Below are 15259 nucleotides of genomic sequence, written 5' to 3' on the forward strand. Positions count from 1 at the left end.
AGCAAACCATTATGGCGCAAAAGACTCTAATCGGTTCCCCGTTGGCCGAATACGACAATTCCATGAAATCCAAACCCCGCGTAGTTTTTCTCGCCGCGCTTGCCCTCCTGCTCGGCCCACTGGCATATGCCGGCGAGGCGGCCGCCGCTCCCGCCAAGCCGCCGGCGCGCGAAGCCAGGCGTCCGGCGCCGCCGCCGGAAAAAGTGGCCGCGCCCGAGGCGGACGGGGACGAAACGGCGCTGGGCCAGGTGGTCTACCAGCTGCTGCTGGCCGAAATCGCGCTCCAGCGCGGCGACGTCGAACTCGCCGTGAAGGCCTACGCGGACCTCGCGGCGCGCACGCGCGACCCGCAGATCATGGAACGCGCCATCGAGGTGGCGGGATTCGCGCGGCGCTTCGACATCGCGGCGGAAATCGCCCGCCGCTGGCTCGAAGACGATCCGTCTTCGCCGCGCGCCCAGAAGATGCTGGCCGGCGTGCTGGTCATGAGCAACCGGCTCGACGAACTGGCGCCGCACCTGATCCGCATGCTGGAAAGCGACAAGGCGGCGCTGCCGGACAACCTGCTCGGCCTGAACCGCATGTTCGTGCGCAACCCCGACCGCGCGGCGGTCTTCCGCCTGATCGACACGGTCTGCCGGCCGTTTTTCGGGCTGGCCGAAGCCCACTACGCCGTGGCGCTGGCGGCGAGCGGCGCCGGGCAGGGCGAACGCGCCAAGCAGGAAGCCCGCCGGGCGCTCGAACTGCGTCCGGAATGGGAAATGGCGGCGTTCCTGCTGGCTCAGGTGCTGATGCGCGAATCGCGCGACGGCGCCCTCGATTTCATGGACAGCTTCCTGGAGCGCAACCCCGGCGCCAACCAGGTCCGCCTGCTGTACGCCCGCTCCCTGGTCGCGGAGCGCCGCTATGGCGACGCCAGGAGCCAGTTCGACCGGCTGCTGCAGGCCTCGCCGGACAATCCCGAGATCGTCTATTCGGTCGCCGTGCTGGCGCTCCAGTTCGACGACAAGGCGCTCGCCGAGGCGCAGCTCAAGCATTTCGTCGCGCTCGACAGCGTGCCGGACCGGAGCGCCGCGTACTACTATCTCGGCCAGATCGCCGAGGAGGACAAGCGCATCGACGAGGCCCTGTCGCGCTACGCGCAGGTCGTCTCCGGCGAGCACTACCTGCCGGCGCAGATGCGCCGGGCCCGCCTGCTCTTCGAACAGGGCAAGCCCGACGAGGGGCGCGCCCTGCTCAGGAGCGTGCGGACCGACAAGTCCGAGGAGCGCGTCCAGATGCAGATCGCCGAGGCGGCGCTGCTGCGCGAGGCCGGCCGCGTCCAGGAGGCGTTCGACTTCCTCGAACTCAAGCTCACCGAAAATCCCGAGCAGCACGACCTGATGTACGAAACGGCGCTGCTGGCCGAACGGCTGAACAAGATGGCGCTGATGGAGACCCGCCTGCGCCGCCTGATCGAACTGCGTCCGGACAATCCCCAGGCCTACAACGCGCTGGGCTACGCCTATGCCGACCGCGGCGAGCGCCTGCCCGAGGCGCGGCAACTGATCGAGAAGGCGCTGGCGCTGGCGCCGGACGACGCCGCCATCCTCGACAGCATGGGCTGGGTGCTTTTCCGCCAGGGCGACCTGCCGGGGGCGCTGTCGTATCTCGAACGTTCGTACGGCCAGCGCGAAGATCCCGAGATCGCCGCGCATCTCGGCGAGGTGCTGTGGTCGATGGGGCGCCAGGACGATGCCCGGCGCCTGCTGCTCGGCGCGCAGCAGAAATTCCCGGCCAACGCGGTCCTGTCCGAAACCGTGCGCAGGCTGGCGCCCTGATCCCGATGGCGATGGAATCGGGCGGCCGGCGGCGCCTGCTGCGCGCGGCGGGTTGCGCGCTGTGCGCCGCGCTGCTGGCCGGCTGCGCGGCGATGCCGCCAACGGCCGGCCCGACGCCGGCGTCGCGCCACGCGCTGGAGTCCTTCCTGCTCGAAGGGCGCTTCTCCCTGCGCCAGGAGGCGCAGAATCATTCGGGGCGCCTCAACTGGCGCCATACGGCGGCGGGCGATGAAGTGCTGCTGGCCTCGCCCTTCGGGCAGGGCGTCGCCGAGATCGTGGCCACCGCCGGACAGGCCACGCTGACCACCAGCGACGGCCGGATCTATGCGGCTCCCGACGTGCCGTCGCTGACCGAACGGGTGCTCGGCTATCGCCTGCCGCTGCAGCGGCTGACCGACTGGGTGCGCGGCCGCGCCGCGGGCGCCGAAATCGTCGCGCGCGACGCGCAGGGGCGGCCGCTGCAGCTGCGCCACGAGGACTGGCGCATCGAGTACGCCTACGACGGCGACGACGCGGCGGCGCTGCCCGCGCGCCTGTTCGCCGAGCGTGCTGGCGCGTTCGAACTGCGGCTGCGCATCGACGGATGGAGTGCCCTGCCGCCGGAGGCGGCGCCATGAACGCCGGGTCGCGCTGGACCTGGGACAGCGCCTATCCGGCGCCGGCCAAGCTCAATCTGTTCCTGCACGTGGTCGGCCGGCGCGACGACGGCTACCACCTGCTGCAGACGGTGTTCCGCTTCGTCGGGTACGGCGACAGCCTGCGTTTTTCCCCCGATGGCGACGGCCGGGTGACGCTGGCGCGGCCGCTGCCCGGCGTGCCGCCCGAGAGCGACCTGACCGTGCGCGCCGCGCGGCTGCTGCAGGAGGAAACCGGCTGCCGGGACGGCGTGCGCATCGACATCGAGAAACGCCTGCCGCTGGGCGGCGGCCTCGGCGGCGGCAGCTCCGACGCGGCCACGGTGCTGCTCGCGCTCAACCATCTGTGGGGAACCGGCGTGCCGCGCCGCCGCCTGCAGGAGATCGGCCTCGCGCTCGGCGCCGACGTGCCGGTCTTCGTCGCCGGCGACAACGCCTTCGCCGAAGGCGTGGGCGAGGCGCTGCGGCCGGTGGACCTGCCGCCGGTCTGGTACGTGGTGCTCGAACCGCCGGTGCAGGTGCCGACGGCGCTGATCTTCAAGGATGCCGGGCTGCGGCGCGACACGCCGCCGGTATCGGCCTCCGCGTGGCGGCCGGGATGCGGCGGCAACGACCTGCAGGCCGTCGCCGTCCGGCTGTTTCCCGAGGTTGCACGGCATCTCGACTGGCTGGCGCGCTTCGGCGAGGCGCGCATGAGCGGCTCCGGCGCCTGCGTGTTCGCCGAATTCGCCACGGAAGACGCGGCGCGCGAGGTCCTCGCCCGGCTGCCCGGCGGCATGCGCGGCTGGGTTGCCGCCGGACTCGGCGCGCATCCGCTGCGCGCGCTGGGCGGATGACGCGCGCGGTTGCCAGCCCCGGCGCCGGCGCATAAGATTGCGCCGCCCATCTCAACGTCAGGGAAAAACATGCCGGTCAAAATCATCGAGGGGACGCCGTCGGCGTACGCCTATCCGCTGCTGATCAAGCAGCTCCTGCATACGCCGCTGGCGACCGCGCCGGAGCAGGAGATCACCTACCAGGGGAAGATCCGCCACACCTACCGCACGCTGCGCGAGCGCATCGGGCGCCTGGCCTCCGGCCTGGCCGGCCTCGGCGTCGGGCCGGGACAGACGGTGGCGATGATGGACTGGGACAGCCACCGCTACCTGGAGGCGTTCTTCGCCGTGCCGATGATGGGCGCCATCCTGCAGACGGTGAACGTGCGCCTGAACGCCGAACAGATCCTGTACACGCTCAATCACGCCGGCGCCGACGTGCTGCTGGTCAACCGCGAATTCTTCCCGCTGCTCGCGCCGATCGCCGAGCGGCTGGAAAGCGTGCGCCGTTTCGTGCTGATCGACGACGAGCAGGGCTCGCTCGCCGGGCCGGTGGAGTTCGCCGCCGAGTACGAGGCGCTGCTGGCCGCCGCCAGCCCGGACTACGCCTTCGCGGACTTCGACGAGAACGCGCAGGCCACGGTGTTCTACACCACCGGCACCACCGGCCTGCCGAAGGGCGTGCGCTTCAGCCACCGCCAGCTGGTCCTGCACACGCTGGGCGTCGCCACCTCGATCGGCACCGCGGCGGCCGGCGCGACGATGCGCACCGGCGACGTCTACATGCCGATCACGCCGATGTTCCACGTGCATGCCTGGGGCTTCCCCTACGTCGCCACGCTGCTCGGATTGAAGCAGGTCTATCCCGGCCGCTACCTGCCGGCCAGCCTGCTGAAGCTGATCGTCGGCGAGCGGGTCACGTACTCGCATTGCGTACCGTCGATCATGCAGATGCTGCTCAGCCACCCGGATTCGGCGTCGTACGATCTCACCGGTTGGAAGGTGCTGATCGGCGGCTCGGCCATGTCCGAAACGCTGGCGCTGGCCGCGCTGCGGCGCGGCATCGAGGTGGCTACCGGCTACGGCATGTCGGAGACCTGTCCGGTGGTGAGCATCGCCCATCCGGGCGCCGGGGATGCCGAGGCGCCGATCGAGGAGCGGGCGCGCCTGCGCTGCAAGACCGGCCTGCCGCTGCCGCTGACCGACCTGCGCGTGGTTACGCCGGAAATGACGGACGTCGCGCACGACGGCGTGGCGACCGGCGAGGTCGTGCTGCGCACGCCCTGGTTGACCCAGGACTATCTGTACGCGCCGCAGGCCTCGGAGAAACTGTGGGCCGGCGGCTACCTGCACACCCAGGACATCGGCCACATCGACGCGCGCGGCTACCTGAAGATCACCGACCGCATCAAGGACGTGATCAAGACGGCCGGCGAGTGGATTTCGTCGCTGCAGCTCGAAGACATCCTGAACAGCCACCCGGCCGTCCAGGAGTCGGCGGTGATCGGCCTGCCCGACGAGAAATGGGGCGAGCGGCCGGTGGCGCTGGTGGTGCTCAAGCCGGACCAGGCGGGCAAGGTGAGCGAGCACGAGATTCGCGGCTACGCCGTCCGCCTCATCGAGGCGACTCACATATCGCGCCACGGCATCCTGCTGCAAGTGCGCTTCGTGCCGGAACTGATCAAGACCAGCGTCGGCAAGCTGAACAAGCGCGCGATGCGGGAAGCCGGCCTGGGCGCGGCCTCCTAGGCGTTTCCGTTTGCGCGGGCCTGTTGTTTTTTGCGAAAGCCCTGTATAATCCGCGCCTCGCTCGCCAGGATGCCTCAGGCGGGCGACCGCTGGGGAGTCGCCAAGTTGGTTAAGGCACCGGATTTTGATTCCGGCATTCGAAGGTTCGAATCCTTCTTCCCCAGCCACGCGATTTCCTCCAGCCCGGCCAGGTAGCGACTACCTGCCCGGGCTGCTTCCAAGAGGCGCCTCGGGATTCACGCTATGGCTTACGACAGCCTGATGGTCTTTACCGGCAATGCCAACCCCAAACTGGCGGCCGACGTCGTCAGACGCTTGAACATTTCGCTGGGTCGGGCCAAGGTCGGGCGCTTCTCCGACGGCGAGGTGTCCGTCGAAATCCAGGAACACGTGCGCGGCCAGGACGTCTTCATCCTGCAGTCCACCTGCGCGCCGGCCAACGAAAACCTGATGGAGCTGCTGATCATGGTCGATGCGCTGAAGCGCGCGTCGGCCGGGCGCATCACCGCGGCCATCCCCTATTTCGGTTATTCGCGCCAGGACCGGCGCGTGCGTTCGGCGCGCGTGCCGATCGCCGCCAAGCTGGTGGCCGACCTGCTGACCGCCGCCGGCGTGCAGCGCGTGCTGACCATGGACCTGCACGCCGAGCAGATCCAGGGCTTCTTCAACATCCCGGTGGACAACATCTACTCGCTGCCGATCATGCTGGCGGACGTGTGGAAGCAGGACTTCCAGAACCTGATGGTCGTCTCGCCCGACGTCGGCGGCGTGGTGCGCGCCCGCGCGCTGGCCAAGCGCCTGGAGTGCGATCTGGCGATCATCGACAAGCGCCGCCCGAAGGCCAACGTCTCCGAAGTCATGAACATCATCGGCGATGTGCGTGGACGCACCTGCGTGCTGATGGACGACATGGTCGACACCGCCGGCACGCTGTGCAAGGCGGCTTCCGCCCTGAAGGACAACGGCGCGAAGAAGGTGCTGGCCTACTGCGTGCACCCGGTGCTGTCGGGCGCGGCGGTCAGCCGCATCAGCGAGTCGGCGATCGACGAGTTGGTGGTGACCGACACCATCCCGCTGTCCGACGACGCGCAGAAGTGCAAGACGATCCGGCAATTGTCGGTGGCCGACGTGCTGGCCGAGACGATCCGCCGGATCAGCAACGAGGACTCCGTGTCCTCCCTGTTCATCGAATAGTTTTTTTCACCCCGCCTGGTCGCGGGCGGGTTTTCAACTCACCAGGAGTCATCATGCAATTTGAACTGAACGCAGCAGCGCGTGTACAGCAGGGGTCCGGAGCGAGCCGCCGCCTGCGCCGCGCCCACAAGGTGCCGGGCATCGTCTACGGCGGCTCGGCCGCCCCGGAATTGATCGAAATCGATCACAACGACCTGCTCCTCGCCTTGCGCAAGGAAGCCTTTCACTCGTCGCTGATCGCGCTCAAGGTGGGCGGCAAGGCGCAGACCGTGCTGCTGCGCGACGCGCAGATGCACGCCTACAAGCCGCTGGTCCTGCACGTCGATTTCCAGCGCGTTGACGCCACGCACGTCCTGCACCAGAAGGTGCCGCTGCACTTCGTCAACGCCGAGCTCGCGCCGGGCGTCAAGCTCGGCGGCGGCACGGTTTCGCACGCCATGACCGAAGTCGACGTGAGCTGCCTGCCGAAGGACCTGCCGGCCTTCATCGAAGTCGACCTGAAGGATCTGAACGCCGGCCAGTCGCTGCACGTCTCGCAGCTCGTCTACCCGCAGGGCGTCAAGCCGGTGGTGCACGGCAGCGATGATCCGCTGGTCGTGTCCATCACCGCCAAGAAGGCGGCGGCCGAAGGCGCCGAGGGCGACGCGGAAGGCGAAGCCGCCGCTCCCGCCGCCTGATCCCTCGCCATCAGGATGCGACAAGCCGTCGCCGGTTCGCGCCGCGACGGCTTTCCATTTTCCGGATTCCGTTTCGTGAGTAGGCACGCATGCCCGCCCCGCGCCTGATCGTCGGCCTCGGCAACCCCGGCGCCGAGTACGAGGACACCCGCCATAACCTCGGTTTCTGGTTCGTCGACCGGCTGGCGGCCGAGCTCAAGGCCACGCTGTCGCCGCAGGGCAAGTTCCGCGGCTTCGTCGGGCGGCAGGGCGAGCTGTGGCTGCTCGAGCCGACGACCTTCATGAACCGTTCCGGCCTGGCGGTACTGTCGCTGGCGAATTTCTACAAGATCCTGCCGGACGAGATCCTGGTCGTCCATGACGACCTCGACCTGCCGCCCGGCGGCATCCGCATCAAGCAGGGCGGCGGGAACGGCGGACACAACGGCCTCAAGGACATCCAGGCGCATCTCGGCACCCCGGATTTCTGGCGCCTGCGCCTCGGCATCGGCCACCCCGGCGACCGCAACGAGGTCATCAACTACGTCCTCAAGGCGCCCCGGCGGGAAGAGCGGGAGCCCATCGACCGCGCCATCGAGCGCTGCCTGCTGGCCTGGCCGAAGCTGGGGGCGGGCGACTACGCGGCCGCGCAGCAGACGCTCCACGGCAAGGTCTGACCGCCGGCGGTCATGCCGCGGCAGTGTCGAAGAGCTTTACACACCGTCAGGGTTTTTTGCATGCCCGGCGGGAAAATCCTTTTCCCACTGTAGGGTTATTGAGTCTGGCATGGTCCATGCTTATTGCTGGAAACCATAATTTCCAATTAGAAACGAACAAGATGAATACGAAAAACCTGCTCACGCTGCTGGTCGCTGCCGGGGAGCTGTGTTCTACGGCCGCCGGGGCCTCCACGATCACGTATGACGTGCGCTCGATCACCGCCGGCACTTTTTCCGACTACGCGGCCGGTTGGGCGTCGCAAGCCTCGTCGGTGAATTCTTCGTCGCTGACTTCGTTTACGAACGTGCTGGGCGGCAATTCCAGCTACGATCATCTTTCGATCAGCTTCACCGTCTCGCAAGCCAACGCCGGCGCGGCGCTGGCCTTCCAGCTCGCGCCCGACGCCGGCTATGGCGGCGCGCTCTACCTGAACGGCACGTTGCTGGACGTCAATGCCACGGATCTGTGGTGGGCGGGCAGCTGGACCGCTTCGGAACTGCTGACCGGCAGCCTCGTCCTGGCCGAGGGAACCTATACCCTCGACGCCTATTGGGCGGAAGACTGCTGCAACGGCGGTCAGTCGGCCCGCTTCAGCGTCAATGGCGGCGCCTGGCAGGAACTCTCGGTGAGCAATCTCGACCAGCTCGCCGTGCCCGAACCCGGCACGCTGGCGCTGCTCGGTCTCGGTTTCGCCGGGCTCGGTCTCGGGCGCCGCAGAAGCGCCTGAAGCACTCTTTCCTCCCGGATGGACCCCGCTGCGGCGGGGTTCGTCGTTTACGCCGGACCGGGCCGCCGGGGTGATACGAAGAACGGCCCGGCGCTCCTCGCGCGACGCTGGATCGCGCATATCGGGAGGCCTTTGGAACAAGGACTCCGACGAGGGTACAATTGCCGCTTTTTGAGGCAAGACAAGTACGGAATCGTCGAGGCTCCGTCGTTTTTTGCCCTCGTCATCCGGATACCCGCCAGCGCCGCCGGCGCTGGCGGGCGCCTCGAATACCAAGGATCAATGCATGAGCCTCAAATGCGGAATCGTCGGCCTGCCGAACGTCGGCAAGTCCACCCTCTTCAACGCGCTGACCAAGGCCGGCGTGGCGGCGGAAAACTACCCCTTCTGCACCATCGATCCGTCGGTCGGCGTCGTCGAAGTGCCGGACAAGCGCCTCGCGCAGCTGGCGGCGATCGTCAAGCCGCAGCGCGTGGTGCCGGCGGTGACCGAGTTCGTCAACATCGCGGGCCTGGTCGCCGGCGCGTCGAAGGGCGAAGGGCTAGGCAACAAGTTCCTCGCCAACATCCGCGAAACCGACGCCGTCCTGCACGTGGTGCGCTGCTTTGCCGACGACAACGTGGTGCACGTGTCCGGCGGCATCGATCCGCTCCGCGACATCGAGGTGATCGACACCGAACTGGCGCTGGCCGATCTGGCCACGGTCGACAAGGCCCTGAACCGCTACCGCAAGCCGGCGAGCGCCGGCGACAAGGAAGCCAAGATTCTCTGCTCGGTGCTCGACAAGTGCTTCGCGCAGCTCGATCAGGGCAAGCCGGTGCGCGCGCTCGATCTGTCCAAGGAGGAATGGCTCAATCTGAAGCCGTTCTGCCTGATCACCGCCAAGCCCGTGCTGTACGCGGCGAACGTCGCCGAGAGCGGCTTCGAGAACAATCCGCACCTGGACGCCGTGCGCGCCCATGCCCGGACCGAGAACGCCGAGGTCGTCGCCGTCTGCGCGGCGATCGAGGCCGAGATCGCCGATCTCGACGACGAGGAGAAGCAGCTCTTCCTCGCCGACCTGGGGCTGGAAGAGCCGGGGCTGGACCGCCTGATCCACGCGGGCTACCACCTGCTCGGCCTGCAGACGTACTTCACCGCCGGCGTCAAGGAAGTGCGCGCGTGGACGATCCACAAGGGCGACACGGCGCCGCAGGCGGCCGGCGTCATCCATACCGACTTCGAGCGCGGCTTCATCCGCGCGCAGACGATCGCTTTCGACGACTTCATCGCTCACGGCGGCGAGCAGGGCGCCAAGGAGGCGGGCAAGATGCGCGCGGAAGGCAAGGACTACGTGGTGAAGGACGGCGACGTCCTCAACTTCCTGTTCAACGTCTGACGGTTTTCCGAATTCAGTGGCGCTCGGTAGCGCTCGGTGGATTGAACGGGTTTTTGAAATCAACGATCCAAGCCGGCCGGCGGCAAGCTCTGGCGGTGGAAGCGCCGCCTGCAAGGCAAGGAAAGCCGGTTTGCCGTCGGCTGCTTTTTCCCGTAGGGGATTTCGTAGGTGCCGTCACGCCAGCGTCGTGCCGGTGGCGCGCGCGAGTTCGGCCAGCAACAGATCCTGGAACCGGGGATCGTTGACGGCGGGATGCGGCGTCTGGCGCTGTTGGTGGTGCCAGTACCCGCCGCTGGTCAGCGCCTCGGGGTCGTCGCTGGCGGCGAGCCACTCCTGGGTCAGGTGCCCCAGGCGCAGGTCGTCCGGCGCGTTCGGGCCGCCCATCTTGGTCGGCACCCAGCCTGGATCGACGGCGTTGCTGAAAACGTCGGGCCACAGCCGCGCCACGGCTGCCGCCAGCGTGGTGACGAACAGTTTGCTGTCGGAGTAGCTGCCCGTGGACGCGCGGCCGGACCAGTCCATGCCGGCCAGGCTGGCATTTCCGCCCCGGTGCATGCCGCTGCTCAGGTAGATCAGGCGCCGGGGGCGCTGGACCAGGGCGGTGAGCAGGTAGGGTGCGACGACGTTGACCACCAGCAGTTGCGCGCCGGAGAGGACCCCAGCGTTGTGGATGACGGCATCCATCCGGCCGGTCGCATTGACCTGGCGGGCGAGGTCGCGGATTTGCGCGAGGTCCGACAGGTCGCCGATCGTGGCGGCGGCGCCCTGGTCCACGAGTTCCTTCACGGCCGGCAGCCGGGCCTCGGAGCGGACATGCACGACGACTTCGTGGCCGTCGGCGAGCAGGGTTTTCGCCGCGGCACGGCCCAGCCCGTCGGCGGAGCCGGTGATGAACACGCGGGCCTTCCGGCCTGCGCCCTGTCGCGCGTTGGACATGGGGGACTCCTTTCGGGCATTCGGCGTTGTCTGCGCCCGGGCGGGCGTGGCGGCCAGCAGCGATCCAGCGGCCAGTGCCGAACCCAGTCCGGCGCCTGCGGCGATAAATCTTCGACGATCCATGGGCATCTCCTCCGATCAGGTCGCCAGGCCCTTCGCGGCACCCGGCGCCTTGCGATTCTCAAAGCGATTCATCGGGATGAAGCGGGCGGCGGCGCAACTTGTCCTTTGCAGTGGCGGGGAACGTTCATGAATGTCCTCCGGTCAGGTTCGGACCGCCAACGAAGCGTTGTCGATCACGAAGCGGTACTTCACATCGCCCTTGAGCATGCGTTCGTAGGCGGCGTTGATCTCATCGGCGCGGATCATCTCGATGTCCGCCACGATCCCGTGCCCGGCGCAGAAATCGAGCATCTCCTGCGTCTCGGGGATGCCGCCGATCATGGAACCGGCCAGGCTGCGGCGCTTCATGATCAGACTGAACACCTGCGGCGACGGGTGCGGCGTGGCAGGCGCGCCGACCAGGGCCATCGTGCCGTCGCGCTTGAGCAGGTTGAAGAACGGATCCAGGTCGTGCGGCGCGGCCACCGTGTTGAGGATGAAGTCGAAGCTTTTGGCATGGGCCGCCATCTCGTCCGCGTTGCGCGACACCACGACCGCATCGGCGCCCAGGGCGAGGGCCGCCTCGCGCTTGGATTCGGAGGTGGTCAGCGCCACCACGTGCGCGCCCATGGCATGCGCGAGCTTGATGCCCATGTGGCCCAGGCCGCCGATGCCGACCACGCCTACCTTGTGGCCCGGCCCCACCTGCCAGTGGCGCAGCGGCGACCAGGTGGTGATGCCCGCGCACAGCAGCGGCGCGGTGGCAGCCAGTTGCGACTCGGGGTGGCGGATGCGCAGCACGTAGCGCTCATGCACCACGATCCGCTGGGAATAGCCGCCCAGCGTGTGGCCGGGCGCGTCGGGCGTGGGGCCGTTGTAGGTGCCGACCATGCGGTCGCAGTAGTTCTCCAGCCCTTCTTCGCAGTCGGCGCAGTGCTTGCAGCTATCGACGATGCAGCCGACGCCGACCAGATCGCCGACCGCGAAGCCCGACACGTGCGCGCCGACCGCGGACACGCGGCCCACGATCTCGTGGCCCGGCACGCAGGGATACAGCGTGCCCGCCCATTCGGAACGCACCTGGTGGATGTCCGAGTGGCACACGCCGCAGTAGGCGATGTCGATCTGCACGTCGTGCGCGCCGGGCGCGCGCCGCGTGATGTCCATGGGTTCGAGGGGAAGGTCGCCCGCATGGGCTCCGTAGGCTTTGATGTTCATGAGAATTTCCTTAGGTTGGGGATGTGGGAATCAGATTGAGGATCGTTGAGTTGCCTTGCCGTATCTCTTTCGACGTATTTCCATTGGCGCCGATAAGAATCACGTTCTTCATTTTTGAACCAGCCTTTTGTGCGCCCGCTTGCATGAGAGCCGCCGGCGCCGTTGAATACGTTGACCCCAATGCCCGGGAAAGATGCGGCGAGGAAGCCGAACAGCAGGGCGATCTCCCGCATCAATTCGACATCCGGTTTGACGCGCGGCTCAGGCCGCTTGCCGGGGCTGCGAGCGCGAGGCCAGCAAGATCAGGCCCGCCGCGATCAGCAGCATGGCCGCGCTGGCCACGAAGGCGCTCCGGTAGCCGCCGTGGTCGAACAGCAGCCCGCCCACGGTGGAGCCCAGGGCGATGGACAACTGGATCATCGCCACCATCAGCCCGCCGCCCGTTTCGGCGTTCTTCGGAAACGTCCGGGGCACCCAGGCCCACCAGCCCACGGGCGCGGCGGTGGAGATCAGGCCCCAGAAACCCAGCAGCCCGACGACGGCCGCCGTCCGGCCGCCAAGCGCGATCAGGGACAGGGCGATGGCGGCCATCAGCACCGGGATGGCGATCAGCGTCTGATAGAAACCCCGTTTGAGCACACTGCCGATCAGGATCGTGCCAACGAAGCCCGCGACACCGATCACCAGCAGCACGAGCGTCACCGTGGATACATTCACCCGCGTCACCGTTTCCAGGAACGGCCGCACGTAGGTGAACAGCGTGAACTGCCCCATGAAGAAGAGGCCCACGCCTAGCATGCCCAGGGCCACGACCCTGCTGCGGAACAGTTCGAAGACGCTGCCCGGCCCGGCGCCGCGCTGCTCGATGCGCATGGACGGCAGGCTGATCCATTGCCAGACGAAGGCGATCAGCGCCACCGGCACCAGGCAGAAGAAGGCACCGCGCCAGCCGATGACGGAACCCAGCCAGGCGCCCAGAGGGGCGGCGATCACCGTGGCCAGCGCATTGCCGCTGTTGAAGATGGCCAGGGCGCGAGGCACCTTGCCGGGCGGCACCAGCCGCATGGCGGTCGCCGCCGACATGGACCAGAAGCCGCCCACGACCACGCCGATGAGCGCCCGGCCCGCCATGTAGGCGAAATAGTTCGGCGCCAGCCCGATGATCGCGCCGGACACGGCCATCGCCCCGGTCAGGCCCAGCAGCAGCGTCTTGCGGTTCATGTTGCCGGCCAGCACGGAGATGAACAGGCTCGTCACCACGGCGAAGGCGCCGGAGATGGCGATGCCTTGGCCGGCCATGCCTTCGGTGACGTGAAGATCCGCCGCCATCGGCGTGAGCAGGCTGACGGGCATGAATTCCGAGGCAATCAGCGCGAAGACGCACAGCGTCATCGCCAAGACGCCGCTCCAGTGAGCGGTTTGATGTCCAGCGTCCGGCCGGGAGCCGGTGCCGCCCATCGGGGCGTCGATTACGGTGGTGGTCATGAAGGACTTGGTCGTTCTGACGGGCTCAACAGGAAACGCCGCGCGCCCCGGAAGGTGCGCGGTCATGGAAGCGAGCGTGGGAGGCGGCCCGCACGCCCGGATGGCCTTACGCCGGTCTTGCCAGGTTCTTCCGGAAGAATGCCGTCAGCGCGTCCCAGGGAATCAGGCCCACGCAGTCGTACAGGTCGACGTGGCCCGCGCCCGGCACGACGTGCAGTTCCTTCGGCTCGGCGGCCAGCCGGTAGGCGTCCTCGCTGAACTCCCTGGAGTGCGCCTGGTCGCCGGTGATGAACAGCAGCGGGCGCGGCGAGATCGTCTCGATGTCGTTGAACGGATAGAAGTTCATGAACTTCACGTTGCTCGTCAGCATCGGGTGCGTGGTGGTCTGCGGCGTGGCGCCCGCGGGCGTGACCTCGCCGCGCGGCGTGCGGTAGAACTCGTAGAACTCGCGCTCGATCGGCGTGGACCGGGCGGTCAGTTCATGTACCGTGCCGCTGGTGTACTTGAGCGGGCCGCCGGCGAACTCCACGTCGCGCTGCCGCGCCGCCTCGGCGATGATGGCCTGGCGCTGCGCCGGCGTCAGCGATTTGTTCAGCGCATGGCGGTTGGCCGCGCCCATGTCGTACATGCTGACGGTGGCGACGGCCTTCATGCGCGGGTCGATCTTGGCCGCGCTGATGGCGAAGCTGCCGCTGCCGCAGATGCCGATGACGCCGATGCGCTCGCGGTCGATCATCGGCTGCGCGCCGAGGAAATCGACCGCCGCGCTGAACGCCTCGGCGTACATGTCCGGCGCAACGAGGTTGCGCGGCCCGTCGCTCTCGCCCCAGCACGGCAGGTCGATGGACAGCGTGACGAAGCCGCGTTCGGCCATCTTCGTGGCGTACAGGTTCGCGCTCTGCTCCTTGACCGCGCCCATCGGGTGGCTGACGACGAGGGCCGGATTCCCGGCGTTGCGGTCCAGCGACCTGGGCGCGTAGAGGTTGCCCGCCACTTCCGTCTGGTACTGGTTCTTGAAACGCACCTTCTGCACGGTCACTTGGTCGCTCGTGTAGAAATTGTCGGCATCGTCGGGTTTGGCCGGCGCTTGTGCCCGGGCTTGTGCGGGCGAGGCGGCCAGCGCGCCGCCAACGACCGACAGCGCGCCCAGCGCGGCCGCGCCGGTGCCTACCGTGCTCAGGAATTCGCGCCGCTTGGCGTCTTGCGGATCGGACATGGTTCGTACTCCTTGCGATTGGGGTCGGATGATTCAGGGCTCGATGCGCTCGATCCGCACCTGGTACGGCCCGGGCCGGGCCAGGGTGGACAGACCTTGATCCACCTTGCCCAGCGGCAGCAGGCTTCGCGACCAGGGGCGGCCCTGGATGAAGATCGCCAGGTTGCCCCAGGGGGCGTAGTGGGCCAGTTCACCGGCCACGGGCGCCATGCCCTCGGGCGCGCCCCGCGTGGACAGCTTGCGCGGCAGGTCGGAGACGCGCTCGATGCCGGCGTAGTCCGTCAGCGTCAACGACAGCGGCAGCAGCGTCGCGAAATCTCTCGCGGTGGCGTTGTCGTACAGCGTGGCGGTGGCGACTTGTTCGCCAACGATCAGGCGAATCTTCATGGGGAACTTCTTTGCGGGCGCGGACGAAGCGCCGGACGATGGCTGGGCCACCGCGCCATCCGAGGCGCAAGCTGTCAGCCCGAGGAACGAACTGGCCAGCAGCGCCAGCGTTCCGCGCCGCAACTGGCGCATGGACATGGGGATGGGCTTTTCCATGCCCCATATGATCCTTGTCGGAGGCCGGCTTGACTAGCTAATGAATACTTAAAACCGTTATAAGC

Annotated in this window: 15 protein-coding genes and 1 tRNA gene; 10 read left to right on the forward strand and 6 right to left on the reverse strand. The window is 67.9% G+C overall.

The window, feature by feature from the left end:
- The first annotated feature begins 62 nt into the window (after positions 1-62).
- The 10 genes from QM701_RS13630 to ychF all read left to right on the forward strand — a co-directional run bounded on the left by QM701_RS13630 (position 63) and on the right by ychF (position 9694).
- Positions 63-1820 carry a tetratricopeptide repeat protein gene (locus QM701_RS13630; RefSeq protein WP_415167591.1) on the forward strand — a complete coding sequence of 586 codons (1758 nt, stop codon included), beginning with the start codon at positions 63-65 and terminating at the stop codon, positions 1818-1820.
- Positions 1821-1825: 5 nt separating this feature from the next.
- Positions 1826-2437 (forward strand): lipoprotein insertase outer membrane protein LolB, encoded by a 612-nt coding sequence (gene lolB / locus QM701_RS13635; protein ID WP_415167592.1) that lies wholly within the window; start codon positions 1826-1828, stop codon positions 2435-2437.
- Positions 2434-3291, forward strand: coding sequence for a 4-(cytidine 5'-diphospho)-2-C-methyl-D-erythritol kinase (gene ispE, locus QM701_RS13640; protein WP_415167593.1), 858 nt, complete (start codon positions 2434-2436; stop codon positions 3289-3291). The genes lolB and ispE overlap by 4 nt, the downstream gene beginning before the upstream one ends.
- 69 nt (positions 3292-3360) lie before the next feature.
- Complete coding sequence (locus QM701_RS13645) at positions 3361-5019, forward strand: fatty acid--CoA ligase (protein ID WP_415167594.1); 1659 nt, start codon at positions 3361-3363, stop codon at positions 5017-5019.
- Between the two features lie 90 nt (positions 5020-5109).
- Positions 5110-5186 (forward strand) — tRNA-Gln (locus QM701_RS13650).
- A 76-nt stretch (positions 5187-5262) separates the two neighbouring features.
- Positions 5263-6213 carry a ribose-phosphate pyrophosphokinase gene (locus QM701_RS13655; RefSeq protein WP_415167595.1) on the forward strand — a complete coding sequence of 317 codons (951 nt, stop codon included), beginning with the start codon at positions 5263-5265 and terminating at the stop codon, positions 6211-6213.
- Positions 6214-6266: 53 nt separating this feature from the next.
- On the forward strand, positions 6267-6890 hold the full coding sequence (locus tag QM701_RS13660; protein WP_415167596.1) for a 50S ribosomal protein L25/general stress protein Ctc: 624 nt from the start codon (positions 6267-6269) through the stop codon (positions 6888-6890).
- Between the two features lie 89 nt (positions 6891-6979).
- Positions 6980-7546: an aminoacyl-tRNA hydrolase gene (pth, locus tag QM701_RS13665; protein WP_415167597.1), complete on the forward strand. Its 567-nt coding sequence runs from the start codon at positions 6980-6982 to the stop codon at positions 7544-7546.
- A gap of 161 nt (positions 7547-7707) precedes the next feature.
- The gene (locus tag QM701_RS13670) at positions 7708-8316 is read left to right on the forward strand and encodes a CCXG family PEP-CTERM protein (RefSeq protein WP_415167598.1); all 609 of its coding nucleotides are present in this window, start codon (positions 7708-7710) and stop codon (positions 8314-8316) included.
- 286 nt (positions 8317-8602) lie between these two features.
- Positions 8603-9694 carry a redox-regulated ATPase YchF gene (ychF, locus tag QM701_RS13675; protein ID WP_415167599.1) on the forward strand — a complete coding sequence of 364 codons (1092 nt, stop codon included), beginning with the start codon at positions 8603-8605 and terminating at the stop codon, positions 9692-9694.
- 174 nt (positions 9695-9868) lie between these two features.
- On the opposite strand, the gene QM701_RS13680 is transcribed toward ychF, so the two are convergent.
- The 6 genes from QM701_RS13680 to QM701_RS13705 form a co-directional block, all read right to left on the reverse strand.
- A complete protein-coding gene (locus tag QM701_RS13680; protein ID WP_415167600.1) occupies positions 9869-10630 on the reverse strand; it encodes an SDR family NAD(P)-dependent oxidoreductase in 762 nt (253 codons plus the stop codon).
- 264 nt (positions 10631-10894) lie between these two features.
- Positions 10895-11950, reverse strand: a complete 1056-nt coding sequence (locus QM701_RS13685) for an NAD(P)-dependent alcohol dehydrogenase (protein WP_415167601.1) — start codon at positions 11948-11950, stop codon at positions 10895-10897.
- The gene (locus tag QM701_RS13690; protein ID WP_415167602.1) at positions 11947-12183 is read right to left on the reverse strand and encodes a hypothetical protein; all 237 of its coding nucleotides are present in this window, start codon (positions 12181-12183) and stop codon (positions 11947-11949) included. Before QM701_RS13690 ends, QM701_RS13685 begins: the two co-directional genes overlap by 4 nt.
- A 28-nt stretch (positions 12184-12211) precedes the next feature.
- Positions 12212-13435: an MFS transporter gene (locus QM701_RS13695; RefSeq protein WP_415167603.1), complete on the reverse strand. Its 1224-nt coding sequence runs from the start codon at positions 13433-13435 to the stop codon at positions 12212-12214.
- A gap of 106 nt (positions 13436-13541) precedes the next feature.
- Positions 13542-14651, reverse strand: coding sequence for an alpha/beta hydrolase (locus tag QM701_RS13700; protein ID WP_415167604.1), 1110 nt, complete (start codon positions 14649-14651; stop codon positions 13542-13544).
- A gap of 33 nt (positions 14652-14684) precedes the next feature.
- Complete coding sequence (locus QM701_RS13705; protein ID WP_415167605.1) at positions 14685-15194, reverse strand: cyclophilin-like fold protein; 510 nt, start codon at positions 15192-15194, stop codon at positions 14685-14687.
- Between the last annotated feature and the right edge of the window lie 65 nt (positions 15195-15259).

Origin of the sequence: Propionivibrio sp. (assembly GCF_047602565.1) — a bacterium.
In the GTDB taxonomy this organism is placed as follows: domain Bacteria; phylum Pseudomonadota; class Gammaproteobacteria; order Burkholderiales; family Rhodocyclaceae; genus Propionivibrio.

Bases quoted from the DNA above. Each gene is read 5' to 3' on its own strand.
- QM701_RS13630 (WP_415167591.1), top strand. From the start codon at position 63: ATGAAATCCAAACCCCGCGTAGTTTTTCTCGCCGCGCTTGCCCTCCTG.
- lolB (WP_415167592.1), top strand. From the start codon at position 1,826: ATGGCGATGGAATCGGGCGGCCGGCGGCGCCTGCTGCGCGCGGCGGGT.
- ispE (WP_415167593.1), top strand. From the start codon at position 2,434: ATGAACGCCGGGTCGCGCTGGACCTGGGACAGCGCCTATCCGGCGCCG.
- QM701_RS13645 (WP_415167594.1), top strand. From the start codon at position 3,361: ATGCCGGTCAAAATCATCGAGGGGACGCCGTCGGCGTACGCCTATCCG.
- QM701_RS13655 (WP_415167595.1), top strand. From the start codon at position 5,263: ATGGCTTACGACAGCCTGATGGTCTTTACCGGCAATGCCAACCCCAAA.
- QM701_RS13660 (WP_415167596.1), top strand. From the start codon at position 6,267: ATGCAATTTGAACTGAACGCAGCAGCGCGTGTACAGCAGGGGTCCGGA.
- pth (WP_415167597.1), top strand. From the start codon at position 6,980: ATGCCCGCCCCGCGCCTGATCGTCGGCCTCGGCAACCCCGGCGCCGAG.
- QM701_RS13670 (WP_415167598.1), top strand. From the start codon at position 7,708: ATGAATACGAAAAACCTGCTCACGCTGCTGGTCGCTGCCGGGGAGCTG.
- ychF (WP_415167599.1), top strand. From the start codon at position 8,603: ATGAGCCTCAAATGCGGAATCGTCGGCCTGCCGAACGTCGGCAAGTCC.
- QM701_RS13680 (WP_415167600.1), bottom strand. From the start codon at position 10,630: ATGTCCAACGCGCGACAGGGCGCAGGCCGGAAGGCCCGCGTGTTCATC.
- QM701_RS13685 (WP_415167601.1), bottom strand. From the start codon at position 11,950: ATGAACATCAAAGCCTACGGAGCCCATGCGGGCGACCTTCCCCTCGAA.
- QM701_RS13690 (WP_415167602.1), bottom strand. From the start codon at position 12,183: ATGCGGGAGATCGCCCTGCTGTTCGGCTTCCTCGCCGCATCTTTCCCG.
- QM701_RS13695 (WP_415167603.1), bottom strand. From the start codon at position 13,435: ATGACCACCACCGTAATCGACGCCCCGATGGGCGGCACCGGCTCCCGG.
- QM701_RS13700 (WP_415167604.1), bottom strand. From the start codon at position 14,651: ATGTCCGATCCGCAAGACGCCAAGCGGCGCGAATTCCTGAGCACGGTA.
- QM701_RS13705 (WP_415167605.1), bottom strand. From the start codon at position 15,194: ATGGAAAAGCCCATCCCCATGTCCATGCGCCAGTTGCGGCGCGGAACG.